Raw genomic sequence first — 15,676 nt, forward strand, 5'->3', positions numbered from 1 at the left:
CATGTCTTACCGCCCCCGTCACGCAAAGCAGTCGCCGCTGAAGCGACGCGCCACCACGTTCGCCGCCGGTCTCGGTGTCGTCGCATCCCTGGCCGCCCCGGTGAACGCGCAGGCTGCGCCCGCGCAGAACCCGGTTGCGATGTCCAGCCTGGACGCGCTGTCCACGCAGGCAAACAACTCCTTCGCCAACCTGGACAAGTCTGCGCGTGACGCCGCGTGGAACATCCGCACCCAGCTGCGCCAGCAGGCAGACGCCCTGGCGTCGATCAACCCCGAGCTGCCGGCCCAGGCCAAGCAGCGCATCGACGACATCCTCGAGGTGTTCTTCCCGGGCCTGATCGCGGAGAAGACCCCGAAGCCGAAGCCGAAGCCCGCACCGGCACCCGCTCCCGCACCGAAGCCGGCACCGGCCTCTGAACCAGCGCCGGCGCCGCAGCAGAACCCGCGCGGCGACTTCAACTACGGCCCGTGCCCGGCTGACGCGAAGGCCTGCGTCGACATCGACGGCCGCCGCTCCTGGCTGCAGAACAATGGCGTGATGTACTACCAGTCCGGTCTGATTGGCCCGGGCAAGCCCGGCCAGGAGACCCCGCGCGGCACCTTCTACGTCAACCGCAAGGTCAAAGACGAGATCTCCTGGGAGTTCGGCAACGCTCCCATGCCGTACGCGACGTACTTCACTTACAACGGCATCGCGTTCCACCAGGGCGATCCTCAGTACTTGTCCAACGGCTGCGTGCGCATGTACCGCGGCGATGCAGAGCGTTACTTCAACGACCTGCAGATCGGCGACAAGGTCTACGTGTTCTAAACCGTCTGCATAGAAGGCCCCAGCTCGCGCTGGGGCTTTTTGCGTTTTCGCAGGTAAATGGCTAATGTAGTCCAGCGGTGTTTGTGTATCGTGCACATGCGCCGCAAGTATCGGTAAAAAACGTCTGCTGCCTGCACCTTTTCAGGCAATGCGGGCAGTGTAGGAAGTGGAGTGTATGGCAAAAGAAGGCGCAATCGAGGTTGAGGGCCGCATTGTCGAGCCCTTGAAGAACGCGATGTTCCGGGTCGAACTGGACAACGGGCACGAGGTTCTCGCCCACATCAGTGGCAAGATGCGCCAGCACTACATCCGCATCCTCCCGGAGGACCGCGTCGTCGTGGAGCTTTCTCCCTACGACCTGGACCGCGGGCGCATCACTTACCGCTACAAGTAAGCATTTCAGCCTTCTCACCCAGATCCGTCTGACGGCGGGTCGCTCACCTCTGGCCACGGTGGCCGGAGCCGCGCGTAACCACAACCCAATCTCCGGCACGGCCCGGACAAAGCGTTGTATGGCGTGGACGGGTGGGGAGAAAACCACCGTAACAACCCGAAAGGCACGTACCTCATGGCACGTCTAGCTGGTGTGGATCTCCCGCGCAACAAGCGCATGGAGATCGCTCTCACCTACATCTATGGCATCGGTGCAACCCGCGCTCAGGAACTGCTCGAGAAGACGGGCATTTCTCCGGACCTGCGCACTGATAATCTGACCGACGATCAGCTTGCTGCGCTGCGTGACGCGATCGAGTCTTCCTACACCGTGGAGGGCGATCTGCGCCGCGAGGTGCAGGCAGACATCCGCCGCAAGATTGAAATCGGCTCCTACCAGGGCATGCGCCACCGTCGTGGCCTGCCCGTCCGCGGCCAGCGCACCAAGACCAACGCGCGTACCCGCAAGGGCCCGAAGAAGACCATCGCAGGAAAGAAGAAGTAACCTATGGCTCCTCAGACTCGTTCCGGTGCGCGTCGCGGACGCCGCACCGCCAAGAAGAACGTGGCCGCTGGCCACGCCTACATCAAGTCCACCTTCAACAACACCATCGTGTCCATCACGGACCCGCAGGGCAACGTGATCTCCTGGGCATCCTCCGGCCACGTCGGCTTCAAGGGCTCCCGTAAGTCCACGCCGTTCGCTGCGCAGATGGCTGCCGAGAACGCTGCCCGCAAGGCAATGGACCACGGCATGAAGAAGGTCGACGTCTTTGTCAAGGGTCCGGGCTCCGGCCGCGAGACCGCAATCCGTTCGCTCCAGGCTGCCGGCCTGGAGGTCTCTTCGATCTCCGACGTGACGCCGCAGCCGTTCAACGGCTGCCGTCCGCCGAAGCGTCGTCGCGTTTAAGGCTGAAAGGAAAAGAGGTAAAGAAACATGGCTCGTTATACCGGCCCTGCTACCCGTAAGTCCCGTCGCCTCCGCGTCGACCTCGTCGGCGGCGACATGTCCTTCGAGCGTCGCCCCTACCCTCCGGGGCAGGCTGGCCGCGCCCGCATCAAGGAGTCCGAGTACCTGCTCCAGCTGCAGGAGAAGCAGAAGGCTCGCTTCACCTACGGCGTGATGGAGAAGCAGTTCCGCCGCTACTACGAAGAGGCGAACCGTCGCCCGGGCAAGACCGGCGACAACCTGCTGATGCTGCTGGAGTCCCGTCTGGACAACGTCGTCTACCGCGCTGGTCTGGCAAAGACCCGTCGTCAGGCACGTCAGCTGGTCTCCCACGGCCACTTCACCGTCAACGGCAAGAAGATCGACGTCCCGTCCTTCGCCGTGACCCAGTACGACATCATCGATGTTCGCGACAAGTCCCGCAGCATGCTGTGGTTCGAAGAGGCTCAGGACAACCTGCTTGAGGCCGTCGTTCCGGCTTGGCTGCAGGTCGTTCCGGACACCCTGCGCATTCTCGTGCACCAGCTGCCCGAGCGCGCTCAGATCGAGGTGCCCCTGCAGGAGCAGCTCATCGTCGAGCTCTACTCGAAGTAGACTTTCAGTTTGCTTCACCCCGCGCACCATCGGCGCAGTCCTTCGGTGCACGGAATCTTCCCGAATATCCATTCCTACCGGCTTCAAATAGCGGGAGCCGACAAAGGAGAAGTTCATGCTCATCTCTCAGCGTCCTGAATTGACCGAGGAGTACATCGACACCAACCGCTCGAAGTTCATCATCGAGCCGCTCGAGCCTGGTTTCGGTTACACCCTGGGCAACTCCCTGCGCCGCACGCTGCTGTCGTCCATCCCGGGCGCAGCCGTGACCTCCATCAAGATCGACGGTGTGCTCCACGAGTTCACCACGATCAACGGTGTCAAGGAGAACGTCTCTGAGATCATCCTCAACATCAAGGACATCGTGCTGTCCTCCGACTCCGACGAGCCGGTTGTCATGCAGCTCGCCGTTGAGGGACCCGGCGACGTCACCGCTGGCGACATCGAGCCGCCGGCCGGTGTGGAGATCCACAACCCGGACCTGCACATCGCGTCGCTGAACGAGCAGGCTCGCCTGGAGATGGAGCTTGTTGTCGAGCGCGGCCGCGGCTACGTCCCGGCCATGCCTAACTCCGGCGGCGAGGCCGGCCGTATCCCGGTCGACCAGATCTACTCGCCGGTGACCCGCGTCGCCTACAAGGTTGAGGCGACCCGTGTCGAGCAGCGCACCGACTTTGACAAGCTGATCATCGATGTGGAGACCAAGAACTCCATGACCGCACGCGACGCCCTCGCGTCGGCCGGTTCCACCCTGGTGGAGCTCTTCGGCCTGGCGCGCGAGCTGAACACCGCGGCCGAGGGCATCGAGATCGGCCCGTCGGCGCAGGAGACCGAGTACATCGCCGCGTACTCCACGCCGATCGAGGACCTGAACTTCTCCGTGCGCTCCTACAACTGCCTGAAGCGCCAGGACATCCACACGGTCGGTGAGCTCGCAGAGTGCACCGAAAGCGACCTGCTGGATATCCGCAACTTCGGCCAGAAGTCCATCAACGAGGTCAAGATCAAGCTGGCTAGCTTGGGCCTGACCCTCAAGGATGCTCCGGAAGATTTCGACCCGACCCAGATCGAAGGCTATGACGCCGAGACTGGAGACTACGTCGACACCAGCGCGGACGAGACCGAGTAACACCACAGAGCACGCGCTCAATTAAACGCACACGAGGAGTACGAAAATGCCTACCCCGAAGAAGGGCGCCCGTCTCGGAGGCTCGGCCGGCCACCAGAAGCACATTCTGTCCAACCTGGCCCTGGCCCTGTTCGAGCACGGCGCTATCAAGACGACGGACGCGAAGGCCCGCCAGCTGCGTCCCTACGCCGAGAAGCTGATCACCAAGGCGAAGAAGGGCACCGTGGCCGACCGCCGCGCCGTCCTGGCCGAGCTGCCGAACAAGGAGGTCGTGACCTACCTGTTCGACCAGCTCGCACCGAAGTTCGCCAACCGCGACGGCGGCTACACCCGCTCCATCAAGCTGGAGAACCGCCCGGGCGACAACGCTCCGATGACCCAGATTTCTCTGGTGCTCGAGGAGACCGTGTCTTCCGAGGCCACCCGCGCAGCCCGCGCTGCCGCTTCCCGCCAGGCCGAGGAGGCCAAGGCTGAGGAGGCTCCGGCCGAGGACGCCAAGGTTGAAGAGGCTCCGGCTGAGGAGACCGCAGAGGAGAAGTAGTCCACGCGACTGCCTCCCTGAACAATGCGCCCGGCTGCACTGCGACGACAGTGCGGCCGGGCGCTTTGCTGTGCGCGCGTTCCCCGGCGATACAATTCGTGACCATGGACGACACGCTGCGCCTGCGCCTCGACATCGCATACGACGGCACCGACTTCCACGGCTGGGCGCGCCAAAAAGGGGGCCTGCGCACCGTCCAGCAAACCATCGAGGAGGCACTGTCGCTGGTGCTGCGCACCGACGTTGCGCTGACCGTGGCGGGCCGCACCGACGCGGGCGTGCACGCCGCCGGGCAGGTCGCCCACGCGGACATCCCCGCCGAAACGCTGAACCAGCGCTCGATTGAGGGGGATCCGGGGCGGCTGGTGCGTCGCTTAGCAAAGCTGCTGCCTGAAGACGTCCGCGTGTTCGACGTGCGCGAGGCACCCGCCGGCTTCGACGCCCGCTTTTCCGCGCTGGCCCGCACGTACGTCTACCGCGTGACCACCCACCCGGCCGGCGCGCTGCCCACCCGCGCGCGCGATACCGCCGTGTGGCCGAAACCCGTCGAGCTGGATGCGGTGCAGGCCTGCGCCGACGCGCTCGTCGGCTTGAACAACTACGCCGCCTTCTGCCGCCCGAAGGAACACGCCACCACGATCCGCGAGGTGCACGCCTTCACGTGGCGCGAGGTCGAACCGATGCTGTACGAGGCGCGAATCACCGCCGACGCCTTCTGCTGGAACATGGTCCGCGCACTCGTGGCCACCTGCCTGACCGTGGGCCAGGGCCGGCGCGCGCCCCAGTGGCCTAAGGAGCTTTTGCTTCGCGACGCCCGCGCCGCCGACGTCCCCCTCGCCCCTGCACGCGGACTCACTCTTGTGGGGGTGGACTACCCAGCAGAAGACGCGTTGGCGGCGCGAGCCGAAGCGACGAGAGCCAAGCGCGAGATGTAGCATGCTTGGGTTACACCAGAACAGGGAGGTGCCATGACAACAGTTGCAGCCGCGTGGTTCGCCGCCGTGTTTTTCACCCTCCCCGGCTTCCTGGTGTCGTGGATCGCGGGCATGAAAGCCCCGGCAGCAGCCGCCGCCTCCGTGCCGGTGTCCTTCGGGCTTTTCGGCGTGACCTCCTGGTTCTGGGGGTTGACCAGCGCCCCGTACAACCTGTGGACTTTCGGGGTCAGCATGGTCGCCGCCGTCCTTGTGGCCGCGGCCTGGCGGTACATGTTCGTGCGGCGGGCGCGCCGCGGCGGGGCAGTGAGCTGGCGCCGCGCCCTCTACCCGGGTGACGCCCGCATAGGCAGCATCGCCGACCCGTACTGGGTCCTGCCCGCCGCAGGCGTGGGTATCGGCGCCTTTATGGCTGCGTCCGTCAGGCTGCGGTGGCTCGAGCGGATGCCGAACGGCATCTACAACATCGTGCAGGGCTGGGACTCGCAGTGGCACGCCAACCTCGTGCGCTTCATCATGGACGACGGCATCGCCTCGGCTACCCGGATGGGTGAGCTGCAGAACGTGGAAAGCCAGCTGAAGCTGTTCTACCCGTCCGCCTACCACGCCGGCATCGCCTTGTTCGGGGAGGCGGCCGGTCTCGACCCCATCCCCGCGCTGAACATCGCCTCCGCGGTGCTGCCCGCGCTGGCGCTGCCGATGACGCTGGCGTGCTTCGTGTTCGCCTTCCTGCGCTCGACCGGGCTGACGGCGCAGATCGCGGCCGCACTCGCCGCCATCATGGGCTACGCGGCGCCGCAGCTGCTGTGGATCCCGGACTACGTGGGCATGTGGCCCTACCTGTTCGCGGTGGCGCTGACCGGCACCGTCTCCTGGCTGCTGATCACCGTGCCCCGCCGCCGCGCCAGCGCACTTCCTGCCGCGCTGGCGTTCGTGGCGGTGCTGTGCGTGCACCCGTCCGCGGTCACCATCGTGGTGCTCGCTGTGGGTCTGTACTGGCTGACCTCCACACTGGTGCGCCCCGAGCGCTCCCGGCTGGCCGACACCCTGTGGATGGGGCTGCCCGCAGTCGCCGGTGTGGCCATGTTCGTGCCGCAGGTGCTGGCTGGCTCCGCCCAGGCGGGCGAGGTGGCGTCCTGGCGTCCGGAAGAAAATCTCGGCGTCGGCGGGGCGTGGGGCACAGCAGCGAGGATGGAAACCCGCCACGTCACCCAGTTCTTCCCGGCCTACGACGCCACCGCGCTGCTGTGGCTGGCCGGCGCCGGCGCGCTGGTGTGCCTGCTGTGGCGCCGACAGGTGTGGCCGGCGCTGTTCTACGCCCTATCACTGGCCATTACCGCCAATGCGCTCGTGCCTTTCGACAACACGCTGGGCAACCTGTTGGCGTATGTGGGCAACCTCCACTACAGCACCGGCCACCGCCTGATCATGCCGGTGGTGATGGCGGTCACCGCCGCGGCCGCCATTGCGGTCGCTGCGGGGATCAGGGTGATCACGGCAGCGCCCGTCGCTAAGCGCTATGCCAAAGGCGAGCGGGTCAGTGCAGTGGCATCCATCGTGGTGGCCTGCATCGTCGCATCCGCCGCGATCCCGACGATCCACCAGCACACCGACCAAGGCGCGGAGAAAAGCTACGCCGCCGCCCGCGTCATCGACCGCATGGTCGACGCCGACGACCTCGAGGCCTTCGACTGGCTGGCAACCCAGCCCGCCGCCTGGGAAGGACTCACCGCCGGCGACCCGGCAGACGGCTACTCCTGGATGTACGCCTACAACGGCGTGCCCACCCTGAACCGCCACTACCTGTGGCCCAACGGCGGGCGCGGCACCAACGGCGACATCATGTACTGGAACGCGGACTTCATCGGCGAAGGCGAGCACAACCTCGTCGACGAAACAGTAGAAAACCTCAACGTGAAGTTCTTCCTGCTCAGCCCCGGCGCGTTCTGGAACTACCAGTACCCGCCGTACGAGATGCTGCGCGACTTCTGGGTCTCTAACGGCGTGACCCCGGTCTACCGCAAGGGAGGCACCGCGATCTTCGCGGTCAACAGCCAGTTCAGCCAGGAAGAGCTGCAGCAGATGGTCGAAGACGGGCAAGAACACGGCTCCGACGAGCTGTTTGCGCTCGCGGAGGTGTCCGCCACGCAGTAGGCTTTGCGCCAGGAGTTCTCGGGGGAGGGGAATTGTCATGGCGAAGCTTTTGCCAACTACGCGCGCCCAGGTATCGGGCCACAAATTCATGCGCCGCCGGATGGAGCACGGCCTTGTCTTCGGCGACAGCCGCATGATCCACGACCCGTTGGCCGCGCGGCGGCGCGCGACGATTTTCGGCACCGCTGCGGTGGTCATGATCGCCGGGGTGATGGGGCTGTTCGCGTGGATGCGGCCGAATGCAGATCCGGGCGATGCGCCGATTTTCCGCGCGGCGGACGGCACGCTGTACGTCCGGGTGGGGCAGGCGGCGCATCCGGTGACGAACCTGGCCTCTGCGCGCCTGATTGCGGGTTCGGCGGCTGAACCCGCCCGCATCGGGGATGCGAACCTGGCGGCGATGCCGCGCGGGGTGCCGGTGGGCATCGTCGCGGCGCCGGGGATGTTCGCGCCGGAGAGCGCGCCGGATGCCAGCTGGTCGGTGTGCGGCGCGGACACCATCACTGTGGTGGCGGGGAGTGCGCCGGAGCCATTGCCGGACCACGCCGCCGCGTTGGCCGCCGACGACTCCCGGGAGTGGCTGGTCACCGCGCAGGGCCGGCGCCTGCTGCCGGAGGAACACACCGCGCAGGGCCGAGTGCTGCGCCGCGCGCTGGGCATCACCCCGGACACGCCGCGGTGGACCCCGCCCGCGCAGGTGATCGCGGCGCTTCAAGAACTGCCGCCGGCGGCGTTGCCGGAGCAGCTGCCGGAGGTCATCGACGCCGACGGGCAGTCCTGGGCGCTGGCGGACGGGAAGGTCCAACCGTTGACCGACACCCAGCGCCGCATCCTCCTCGACGCCGGGGCGCAGGCGAACACCGCGAACCGGGCGGATCTGGCGGACTACCCGGACGGGGACAGGCAGCTGCGGCTGCCGCGGGAGCGCCCGGAGTGGGTCGATCCGCACACCGTGTGTGTCGACCAGGGCCGCGGCGGCGCGATCAACGACGAGGTGCCCGAGGGCATCGAGCTATCGGGAACTTCTGTGGCTGCCCGGTTCGCGGGGCTTGCGCACGGATCGGTCGGCGTGGATTCTGGTCACGGCTACCACGTGGTCTCCGCGAACGGCCTGCGCCACAGCGCCCCGGACGCCGCCGCGTTAGAAACTGTGGGTGCGGCGCACGTGGAGCGGGTGCCGTGGGAGATTATTTCCCTCTTGCCGGAAGGCGCGGCGCTGACCCGCGAGCAGGCGCTTTCCGCCACCTATTAGCGCCTGCGCGAAGCGCCACCGCAAGCGCGGCGCACCCGAGCGCGGCGCCCATGCACCACCCCAGCCGCCCCGCGGCGGGGTTGGACGTTTGGTCTGCCGCCTCCACTTGCAGCCTCGGGCGTTTATCCAGCTCCTGCGGGCTCAGCTGCGTCAGCGCCGCCATGGGGCTGACCGCCCCGCCGCCGGGCTGCGCGGCGGCGGTGATCAAGCCGCGCACGTGCGCCGGGCTGATGCCGGGGTAGCGCGACTGCAGCAGCGCGACGGTGCCGCTGACCACCGGGGCGGCGAAGCTGGTGCCCGTGTACGGATGCACGCCGTCTTTGACCACGGTGCCCTCCGCCCACCCGCCGGGCGCGAGTGCCGCCGCAGCGGTGCCGGTAGCGGACAGCTCCGCGGGCAGGGAGTAGCTGGCGACGGTGTGCGCGTCGGCACGGGCGGCGACGGCCAGCACGGTGGGGAAGTGGGCGGGAAAGACCTCAAAGCCCGGTTCGCAGTCGGGCCCGGCATTGCCGGCAGCGGCGACGACGACAGCACCCTGCTGTTCTGCGCGGTGGAGGGCGGCGGTGAGGCCGGAAGCGTCGAGACGCGAGGCGAACGCGGGCTCCAAGCAAGACACCACGGAGATGTTGAGCACGCTGGCGCCTTCGTCGAGGGCGTTGTGGATGGCGTCGGTGAGGGTGTGCAGGTTGCCGGCGTCGACGTCGCGGTAGTGCGCGGAGGTTTGGCGCACCGAGATGATCTCCGCCTCCGGTGCGATGCCGAGGGTGCGCCCGGCGATGATGCCGGCGACGGCGGTGCCGTGGTTGTCGCAGTCCATCAGCGCGTCTGAGGCGACGAAGTCGCGGCCCGGCCGCAGATGCGCGATCTCCGGGTGGGGTGCAACACCGGTGTCGATCACAGCCACCCGCACCCCCGCTCCGGTGGAAAACCGCCGCAGCTCATCGGTCGCGGCATCCGCAGGGGGCTTATCCACGAGTGCCGGCACCGCACACGCCACATCCTGGGCGCCGGCGGGCGCAGGGGCGAGCGAGCACCCGAGCAGGGCAAGTGCAGGCAGCCAGCGCTTCATCACAACCCCCGGATCATGTCGAACAGCCCGGTCAAATGGACCGCGAGCGGGATCACGGCGATGGTGGCGGCGATCTCTGCGCGCTCAAACCACACCACCGTCGTCGGCTCCAGGTCCGGCACGCGCGGCACCCAGGCGGCGGTGGACGCGGCAACGAGCGCGGCGAGTGCGGCCACCGCGATGCAGGCCGGGTGCCCTGTGCTTGCGGCCGCTGCCGCAGCGGCGACGACGGCGGAAAGCGCCACCGCCGTCAAACACACCCGGGGCAGCGCCCAGTGGTGGCGCGACGCGTAGACCACCAGCGCACCCGCCACCCCGAGACAGAACGCGAACGCCCACACCCCGCCGGCGCGGCCCAACCACAAAAGCGCGGGCACACAGCAGACGGCGACGGCGCAGCAGATCGCCGCGGCGATGTCGGCGGCGACGCTGCTGCGCTCATCCACGTCGTCCTGGTAGTCGTCGGAGCGGTCGAACTCCTCACCGGCGGTGGGCACCCGCGGCACCGTGAGCCCGGCCGCCCGAGTAGCCACTCCCGGCGCGGCCATCACTGCCAACACCCCGGCGAGCACCGTCAGTGCCGGTGCGGCCAGCGACCCAGGCAGCCACGCCCCGGCTGCCCCAGCGCCACCGAGTACGCCGACGGCGGCGAAAAACGCCACCTGCGCTGCCCCGGCCAACCCCAGCGCCGCGCCGACGCCCACAGCCACCAGAGCCGCGAGCAGCCCGGCCAGCGCGCCGAAGCCGACGCTTGTTGCGCTCGCATCTGCGCCCACCACCCACGTGGCCGCGGCACCCCCAGCCAGCAGCGGCACCGGCACATACGCCAGGCGCGACGAGCCCGCCGCAGCCACCGTCAACGCCAACAGCGCGGTCGCAGCGAGCGCTGCCGGCCACGGCGCGACCACCCGCGCGAGCACCACTACGGCCGCAAGGCCCGCGAAAGTGGCCGCCGCATCCAGACCGCGCACCTGACGCGCCGACTGCGCCACAGAGGCCAGCGCGTCGGCGGCGTCGCGCACGACAGGCGGGGATGTCGGCTCTTGGGGATGCAGGGCGATCGTTGCGCCGTCGTAAAGCTTCAGCGCGTACAGCGGCGTGTGCATGTCCAACGGCGCCCCGCCGGCGGTGGCCGCCTGCCAGGGGCGGTGCACCTCCGGCAGCTCCACCAGCCGCGCAAGCTCCGGCAGCACCTCAGCCAGCGTGGACGACGTAGGAAGTGTCACGTCGATGTCGCGGTGGAACGCGACGACGGACACGCGGACAGTAACGCGCACGACGTGGTGCGCAGACGTTGCAACCAACGGATGTTCTCCCCCGATATCTGGGCGCGGCCCCCATTCGCCGCGCGACGGGACACAGTATGGCTTACAATCCGCACCACGTCCACAGTTCGGGGGAACTGCGGAGAAGACTCTAGGGGGGAAACCTTTTGCTCGGCCTCGACTACAACCACGTCCTCGCGCCCACCGTCGGCGCGCCCGACATCGCGCCGCCGCCGTCCGGTGCGCTTCGCGCCGAGCCCGTTCCCGCGGCGCAGAAGCAACAGCCGCTGCCGGTGGTGAAAATCCTGCTGCCGGTGGTGATGGTGGTTGCCCTCGGCGCGGTGATGGTGCTCATGGCGCTGTCCGGCCGCGCCGTGAGCCCGATGATGCTGATTTTTCCGCTGATGATGCTGTTTGGGCTGGCCGGGATGGTCAACCCGCAGGAGAAACAGGGCGATATCGACGAAACGCGCCGGGTGTATCTGCGCCACTTGGACGCGCTGGCGACAACGGCCCGCACCAACGCCGCCAAGCAGCGTACCCACGCTGCCACGCTGTACCCCGCGCCGGGCGAGCTGGTCGCGGCGGTGCCAGTAGAGCGGGTGTGGGAGCGCGCCGGCGCGCCGACCGTGCGGCTGGGGACCGGGGCGGGCGCGCTGTGCACCCCGGTAGACGTGGACGACCCCGGCAGCCCCGAAGACCTCGACCCGGTGTGCGCGGTGAGCCTGCGCCGCACCGTCGCCGCGGTGAGCACGGTGCCGGGGATGCCGGTGCTCGTGCAGCTCGACGCCTTCGACGCCATCACGCTCGCCGGGCCCGCCGCGGCGGATGTGGCCCGCTCGATCGTGTGCCAGCTCGCCTTCTTCTACGGCCCGGAGCAGGTCAGCATCGACGCCCCGTTTGCGTGGGCGAAGTGGCTGCCGCACTCCCGCTCGGCGGCGGCGTTTCGCATCACGCTTGTCGACGGCCACAGGTCCGCCACCCCCACCGACGCCGATGTCGTGGTCGCCGTCCACGACGACCCGGATTTCTTCGTCGACCCGGACGCGTTCCACCTCGTGTGCGGCGAGACGCTGGAGGCGGTGACAGCCCAGGGCGCGGAAACGCTCGGGGCGCCGGACGCGTTTTCTGACGCGGAGGCGGAGTTCATCGCCCGCCACTTGGGCTTCTACCGCCGCCCGGAGACTACGGGCGAGGCGGGCGGAGACTTCCTGTCCATGCTGGGCGTTGTCGACGTCGACGCGCTAGATGCCCACACCATGTGGCCCGGCGTGCGCAACAAGCTCACGGTGCCGATCGGCGCCACGCCCGACGGCGATCCGGTGTACCTGGACTTGAAGGAAGCGGCGCTCGGCGGCATGGGCCCGCACGGGCTGTGCATCGGCGCGACCGGGTCCGGAAAATCCGAGCTGCTGCGCACCCTCGTGGTGGCGCTTGCAGTCACGCACTCGCCGGAGGAGCTGAACTTCGTGCTGGTGGACTTCAAAGGCGGCGCGACGTTTCTGGGCTGCGAGCAGCTGCCGCACACTGCCGCGGTGATCACCAACCTCGAAGACGAGGCGGTGCTGGTGGAGCGCATGTTCGACGCCATCTCGGGCGAGATGCAGCGCCGCCAGGAACTGCTGCGCGCCGCCGGCAACTTCGCCAACATCACGGACTACACCAAGGCGGGGCACACGCTGGCCTCGCTTGTCATCGTGGTCGACGAGTTCACCGAGCTGCTCACCCAGCACCCGCACTTCGCGGACCTGTTCGTGGCGGTGGGCCGGCTGGGCCGCTCGCTGGGGGTGCACCTGCTGCTCGCCTCGCAGCGCTTGGAGGAGGGGAAGCTGCGCGGGCTGGACAGCCACCTGTCGTACCGCATCGGGTTGAAAACGTTTTCTGCAGGCGAGTCGCGCCAAGTCCTCGGGGTGCCGGACGCCTACGAGTTGCCCGGCGAGCCCGGCTCCGGATACCTCAAGGCGGGCATGGACCTTGTCCGGTTCCGCGCCGCGTACGTCTCCGGGCCGCTCACCCGCACGGTGTACGCGCACCAGGACCAGCAGCACGTGCGGCTGTTTACCGGCGACGAGGTGGAGCCCGCGCCCGCCTCGTACGTGGAGGAGGACCGCTCCACCACACTGTTGGACGCGGTGGTGGACAAGGCCCGCGAGGTGGCGCAGGTGCGCGGCATGCGCGCGCACCAGGTGTGGCTGCCGCCGCTGCCCGAGCGCATCCCGCTGTCGCAGACCGACGGCGCGCTCGGGCTGATCGACGAGCCCTTCAAGCAGCGCCAAACACCGTTTCACCTGGACTTGTCGGCCGCCGGCGGGCACGTGGCCATCGCGGGCGGGCCGCAGACTGGCAAGACGATAGCGGTGCGCGGCATCGTGGCCACACAGCTGGGCGCGGGCTATGCGGTCTACGTCATCGGCGACGTGCCGGAGCTCGAGTTACTGCCCCACGTCGCGGGTGTGGCCAGCATGAAAGACACCGAACGCACCCGCCGCGTCATCGACGAGGTCGCCTCGTTGCTTGATGCGCCACGCCCCGCCATCTTGGTCGTCGACGGCTGGCACGCCTTGGACGAGGATCTGCGCGATCTGCTCGCCCGCATCGCCTCCGAAGGCCCGGACGCGGGCATCCACCTGGTGGTGACCACCCAGCGCTGGAGCGCGATCCGCCCGAACGTGCGCGACCTCATCGGCACCCGCATCGAGCTGCGGCTCACGGAGCCGATGGACTCCTTGATCGACCGCAAGCAGCAGGAAAAACTCCCCGCGATCGCCGGTCGCGGCCTGACGCCGGACGGCAAAACGGTGCAGCTGGCCTTCACCAGCGGCGAGGACATCGCGCACCTGGCGGCGCACACCGACCAGGCCCCGGTGGAGAGGTTGCGGGTGCTGCCGGAGGCCGTCGCCACGCACACGCTTGTCGACGGCCAAAGGATCCCCCTCGGCATCGGCGGACCCGCCCTGGAACCGGTGTACTCGGCCGGGCACGTGCTGGTCATCGGCGCCGGCGGCTGCGGCAAATCCACCTTCATCGCCAGCACCATCGCCGCAGTGGAGCACATGGGACGCGCCGCCGCGCGCATGGTCATCTTCGACCCGCGCCGAGCCCACCTCGGGCGCGCCGACGAGGACATGGTGGCGGCGTATGCCGCGTCGTCCAGCTCGATTGTCGAAGCCGCGAAATCACTGGCCGTGACACTGTCCTCGCGCCTGCCCGGTGCGGATGTCACCCCGCAGCAGCTGCGCGAGCGCTCCTGGTGGCACGGCCCGGAGCTGTACCTGATCATCGACGATTACGAACTCGTCGGCGAGGAACCCCTGCGCCCGCTCGCGGAATTTCTGCCGCACGCGCGCGACATCGGCCTGCACGTCGTGGCCACCCGCAAATTCGGCGGTGTTTCGCGCGCGCTGTTCGGGCCGTTTCTCACTGCGCTGAAAGACCAGCACCCTGACGTGCTGATCATGGACGGCACCCGCGACGAAGGCGCCCTGTTCGGCGTGCGGCCCACCGGGCAGCAACCGGGTCGGGCCACCTGGGTCCACGGCGAGCCGCGCGGCACGATTCAACTGCCGGAGGCGTCATGACCGCACTGCGCATCACAGCCACCGACGCCTCCACCGTGATCACCGGTGCGGCCAACATCCACCGCTTCGACGCGCCGTCGAGCAGGGAGATCGCCGGCACCGTGCGTAGCGTGCTCGGCCCCGACCCGGCGGGCGCGCAGGTGCACATCGCCGCCGACCCGCAGCGCCTGCACGAACTCGCCCACGCGCTGGCCGACTACGACATCGAGCTGAGCACCGAAACTCTCGGGCCTGTGCCTGACGACGCACCTTCGGACCCCCTTCGCCCCGCACCAGAGGCGCCTGAGCCGGGCGGAAACGGCACGTGGATCGTCGCCGGGGTGGTCGCGCTGGTCGCCCTGGCGTGCGCCGGGGTGATCTGGGGACTGACCAGCAACGCACAGCCCGAGCCCGCTGCCGAAGCCGCCCCGGAGGAACCTCCGGAAACAGCAGAAGAACAGGCGCCGGAAAAGACTCCGGAGCAGGAGGAAGCGGAGCTGCCGTCGATAAGCGTCGCGCGCGACGGGCTCAGCGTGCAGCTTCCCGCAGGATTCACGCTCGACGCCGACGGCGACGGGTGGCGCGCCACCGGAGACGATCCGAACTTCCGCCTCCACATGGACATAGAACGCCTCTACCAGCTGCCCGCGCGCACCATGGCAGAGCAACTGATCGCAGACATCGAGGCCGACCCGGAAGTCGAACTCGTGGACACCGACGGGGTCGCTGTGACCTACCTCGAGCGCGCCGCCGACGGCTCCCAGTCGCTCTGGAAGACATGGCCCAACGGCGCGGTGCAACTGTTCGTGGGCTGCCACACCCGCAGCGAGCCGACCGTCGTGCAACGCGCCACCTGCCGCATGGCCATGGAATCCGCCGAATTTCAGGAGGCTGACGTGGGGCCATAAAAAAGTTTTGGAACCGAGGGAACCGAACGGGCCAAACGGCAGTCAGATATACGGGCAGCAAACAGCTGCCCGTCCCAGCACAC

Annotated in this window: 14 protein-coding genes; 12 read left to right on the forward strand and 2 right to left on the reverse strand. The window is 68.3% G+C overall.

The features are described 5' to 3' along the window. The first annotated feature begins 1 nt into the window (after position 1). From CFOUR_RS01865 to eccB, 10 genes are all read left to right on the forward strand, one after another. Positions 2 to 811, forward strand: coding sequence for a L,D-transpeptidase (locus tag CFOUR_RS01865; RefSeq protein ID WP_085956780.1), 810 nt, complete (start codon positions 2 to 4; stop codon positions 809 to 811). A gap of 175 nt (positions 812 to 986) precedes the next feature. Then, complete coding sequence (gene infA / locus CFOUR_RS01870; protein ID WP_019193979.1) at positions 987 to 1,205, forward strand: translation initiation factor IF-1; 219 nt, start codon at positions 987 to 989, stop codon at positions 1,203 to 1,205. 174 nt (positions 1,206 to 1,379) lie between these two features. After that, positions 1,380 to 1,748: a 30S ribosomal protein S13 gene (gene rpsM / locus CFOUR_RS01875; protein WP_085958339.1), complete on the forward strand. Its 369-nt coding sequence runs from the start codon at positions 1,380 to 1,382 to the stop codon at positions 1,746 to 1,748. Between the two features lie 3 nt (positions 1,749 to 1,751). After that, positions 1,752 to 2,153 (forward strand): 30S ribosomal protein S11, encoded by a 402-nt coding sequence (gene rpsK / locus CFOUR_RS01880; protein WP_085956779.1) that lies wholly within the window; start codon positions 1,752 to 1,754, stop codon positions 2,151 to 2,153. A gap of 27 nt (positions 2,154 to 2,180) precedes the next feature. Then, positions 2,181 to 2,786: a 30S ribosomal protein S4 gene (gene rpsD / locus CFOUR_RS01885; protein ID WP_085956778.1), complete on the forward strand. Its 606-nt coding sequence runs from the start codon at positions 2,181 to 2,183 to the stop codon at positions 2,784 to 2,786. Between the two features lie 115 nt (positions 2,787 to 2,901). Further along, the gene (locus CFOUR_RS01890) at positions 2,902 to 3,915 is read left to right on the forward strand and encodes a DNA-directed RNA polymerase subunit alpha (RefSeq protein WP_085956777.1); all 1,014 of its coding nucleotides are present in this window, start codon (positions 2,902 to 2,904) and stop codon (positions 3,913 to 3,915) included. 46 nt (positions 3,916 to 3,961) lie between these two features. Next, positions 3,962 to 4,456 carry a 50S ribosomal protein L17 gene (gene rplQ, locus CFOUR_RS01895; protein ID WP_085956776.1) on the forward strand — a complete coding sequence of 165 codons (495 nt, stop codon included), beginning with the start codon at positions 3,962 to 3,964 and terminating at the stop codon, positions 4,454 to 4,456. Positions 4,457 to 4,560: 104 nt separating this feature from the next. After that, positions 4,561 to 5,391 carry a tRNA pseudouridine(38-40) synthase TruA gene (gene truA / locus CFOUR_RS01900; protein WP_085958338.1) on the forward strand — a complete coding sequence of 277 codons (831 nt, stop codon included), beginning with the start codon at positions 4,561 to 4,563 and terminating at the stop codon, positions 5,389 to 5,391. Positions 5,392 to 5,424: 33 nt separating this feature from the next. Next, entirely contained in the window at positions 5,425 to 7,542 is a 2,118-nt protein-coding gene (locus CFOUR_RS01905; protein WP_290179762.1) for a DUF6541 family protein, read from the forward strand. A 37-nt stretch (positions 7,543 to 7,579) separates the two neighbouring features. Continuing rightward, positions 7,580 to 8,794 (forward strand): type VII secretion protein EccB, encoded by a 1,215-nt coding sequence (eccB, locus tag CFOUR_RS01910; protein WP_290179764.1) that lies wholly within the window; start codon positions 7,580 to 7,582, stop codon positions 8,792 to 8,794. On the opposite strand, the gene CFOUR_RS01915 is transcribed toward eccB, so the two are convergent. After that, positions 8,730 to 9,863: a S8 family serine peptidase gene (locus CFOUR_RS01915; RefSeq protein WP_290180256.1), complete on the reverse strand. Its 1,134-nt coding sequence runs from the start codon at positions 9,861 to 9,863 to the stop codon at positions 8,730 to 8,732. The genes eccB and CFOUR_RS01915 overlap by 65 nt on opposite strands. Then, positions 9,863 to 11,167, reverse strand: coding sequence for a type VII secretion integral membrane protein EccD (gene eccD / locus CFOUR_RS01920; protein ID WP_290179766.1), 1,305 nt, complete (start codon positions 11,165 to 11,167; stop codon positions 9,863 to 9,865). The genes CFOUR_RS01915 and eccD overlap by 1 nt, the downstream gene beginning before the upstream one ends. Before the next feature lie 128 nt (positions 11,168 to 11,295). Here eccD and eccCb point away from each other — a divergent pair, with 128 nt between their 5' ends. Beyond that, positions 11,296 to 14,706, forward strand: a complete 3,411-nt coding sequence (gene eccCb, locus CFOUR_RS01925) for a type VII secretion protein EccCb (protein ID WP_290179768.1) — start codon at positions 11,296 to 11,298, stop codon at positions 14,704 to 14,706. Beyond that, positions 14,703 to 15,593: a type VII secretion-associated protein gene (locus tag CFOUR_RS01930; RefSeq protein ID WP_085957642.1), complete on the forward strand. Its 891-nt coding sequence runs from the start codon at positions 14,703 to 14,705 to the stop codon at positions 15,591 to 15,593. The genes eccCb and CFOUR_RS01930 overlap by 4 nt, the downstream gene beginning before the upstream one ends. Positions 15,594 to 15,676 lie beyond the last annotated feature (83 nt).

The organism is Corynebacterium fournieri, assembly GCF_030408775.1.
Classification (GTDB): domain Bacteria; phylum Actinomycetota; class Actinomycetes; order Mycobacteriales; family Mycobacteriaceae; genus Corynebacterium; species Corynebacterium fournieri.

What these genes read in the sequence shown, in the direction of transcription:
- CFOUR_RS01865 (WP_085956780.1), top strand. Translation starts at nt 2, where the DNA reads ATGTCTTACCGCCCCCGTCACGCAAAGCAGTCGCCGCTGAAGCGACGC.
- infA (WP_019193979.1), top strand. Translation starts at nt 987, where the DNA reads ATGGCAAAAGAAGGCGCAATCGAGGTTGAGGGCCGCATTGTCGAGCCC.
- rpsM (WP_085958339.1), top strand. Translation starts at nt 1,380, where the DNA reads ATGGCACGTCTAGCTGGTGTGGATCTCCCGCGCAACAAGCGCATGGAG.
- rpsK (WP_085956779.1), top strand. Translation starts at nt 1,752, where the DNA reads ATGGCTCCTCAGACTCGTTCCGGTGCGCGTCGCGGACGCCGCACCGCC.
- rpsD (WP_085956778.1), top strand. Translation starts at nt 2,181, where the DNA reads ATGGCTCGTTATACCGGCCCTGCTACCCGTAAGTCCCGTCGCCTCCGC.
- CFOUR_RS01890 (WP_085956777.1), top strand. Translation starts at nt 2,902, where the DNA reads ATGCTCATCTCTCAGCGTCCTGAATTGACCGAGGAGTACATCGACACC.
- rplQ (WP_085956776.1), top strand. Translation starts at nt 3,962, where the DNA reads ATGCCTACCCCGAAGAAGGGCGCCCGTCTCGGAGGCTCGGCCGGCCAC.
- truA (WP_085958338.1), top strand. Translation starts at nt 4,561, where the DNA reads ATGGACGACACGCTGCGCCTGCGCCTCGACATCGCATACGACGGCACC.
- CFOUR_RS01905 (WP_290179762.1), top strand. Translation starts at nt 5,425, where the DNA reads ATGACAACAGTTGCAGCCGCGTGGTTCGCCGCCGTGTTTTTCACCCTC.
- eccB (WP_290179764.1), top strand. Translation starts at nt 7,580, where the DNA reads ATGGCGAAGCTTTTGCCAACTACGCGCGCCCAGGTATCGGGCCACAAA.
- CFOUR_RS01915 (WP_290180256.1), bottom strand. Translation starts at nt 9,863, where the DNA reads ATGAAGCGCTGGCTGCCTGCACTTGCCCTGCTCGGGTGCTCGCTCGCC.
- CFOUR_RS01930 (WP_085957642.1), top strand. Translation starts at nt 14,703, where the DNA reads ATGACCGCACTGCGCATCACAGCCACCGACGCCTCCACCGTGATCACC.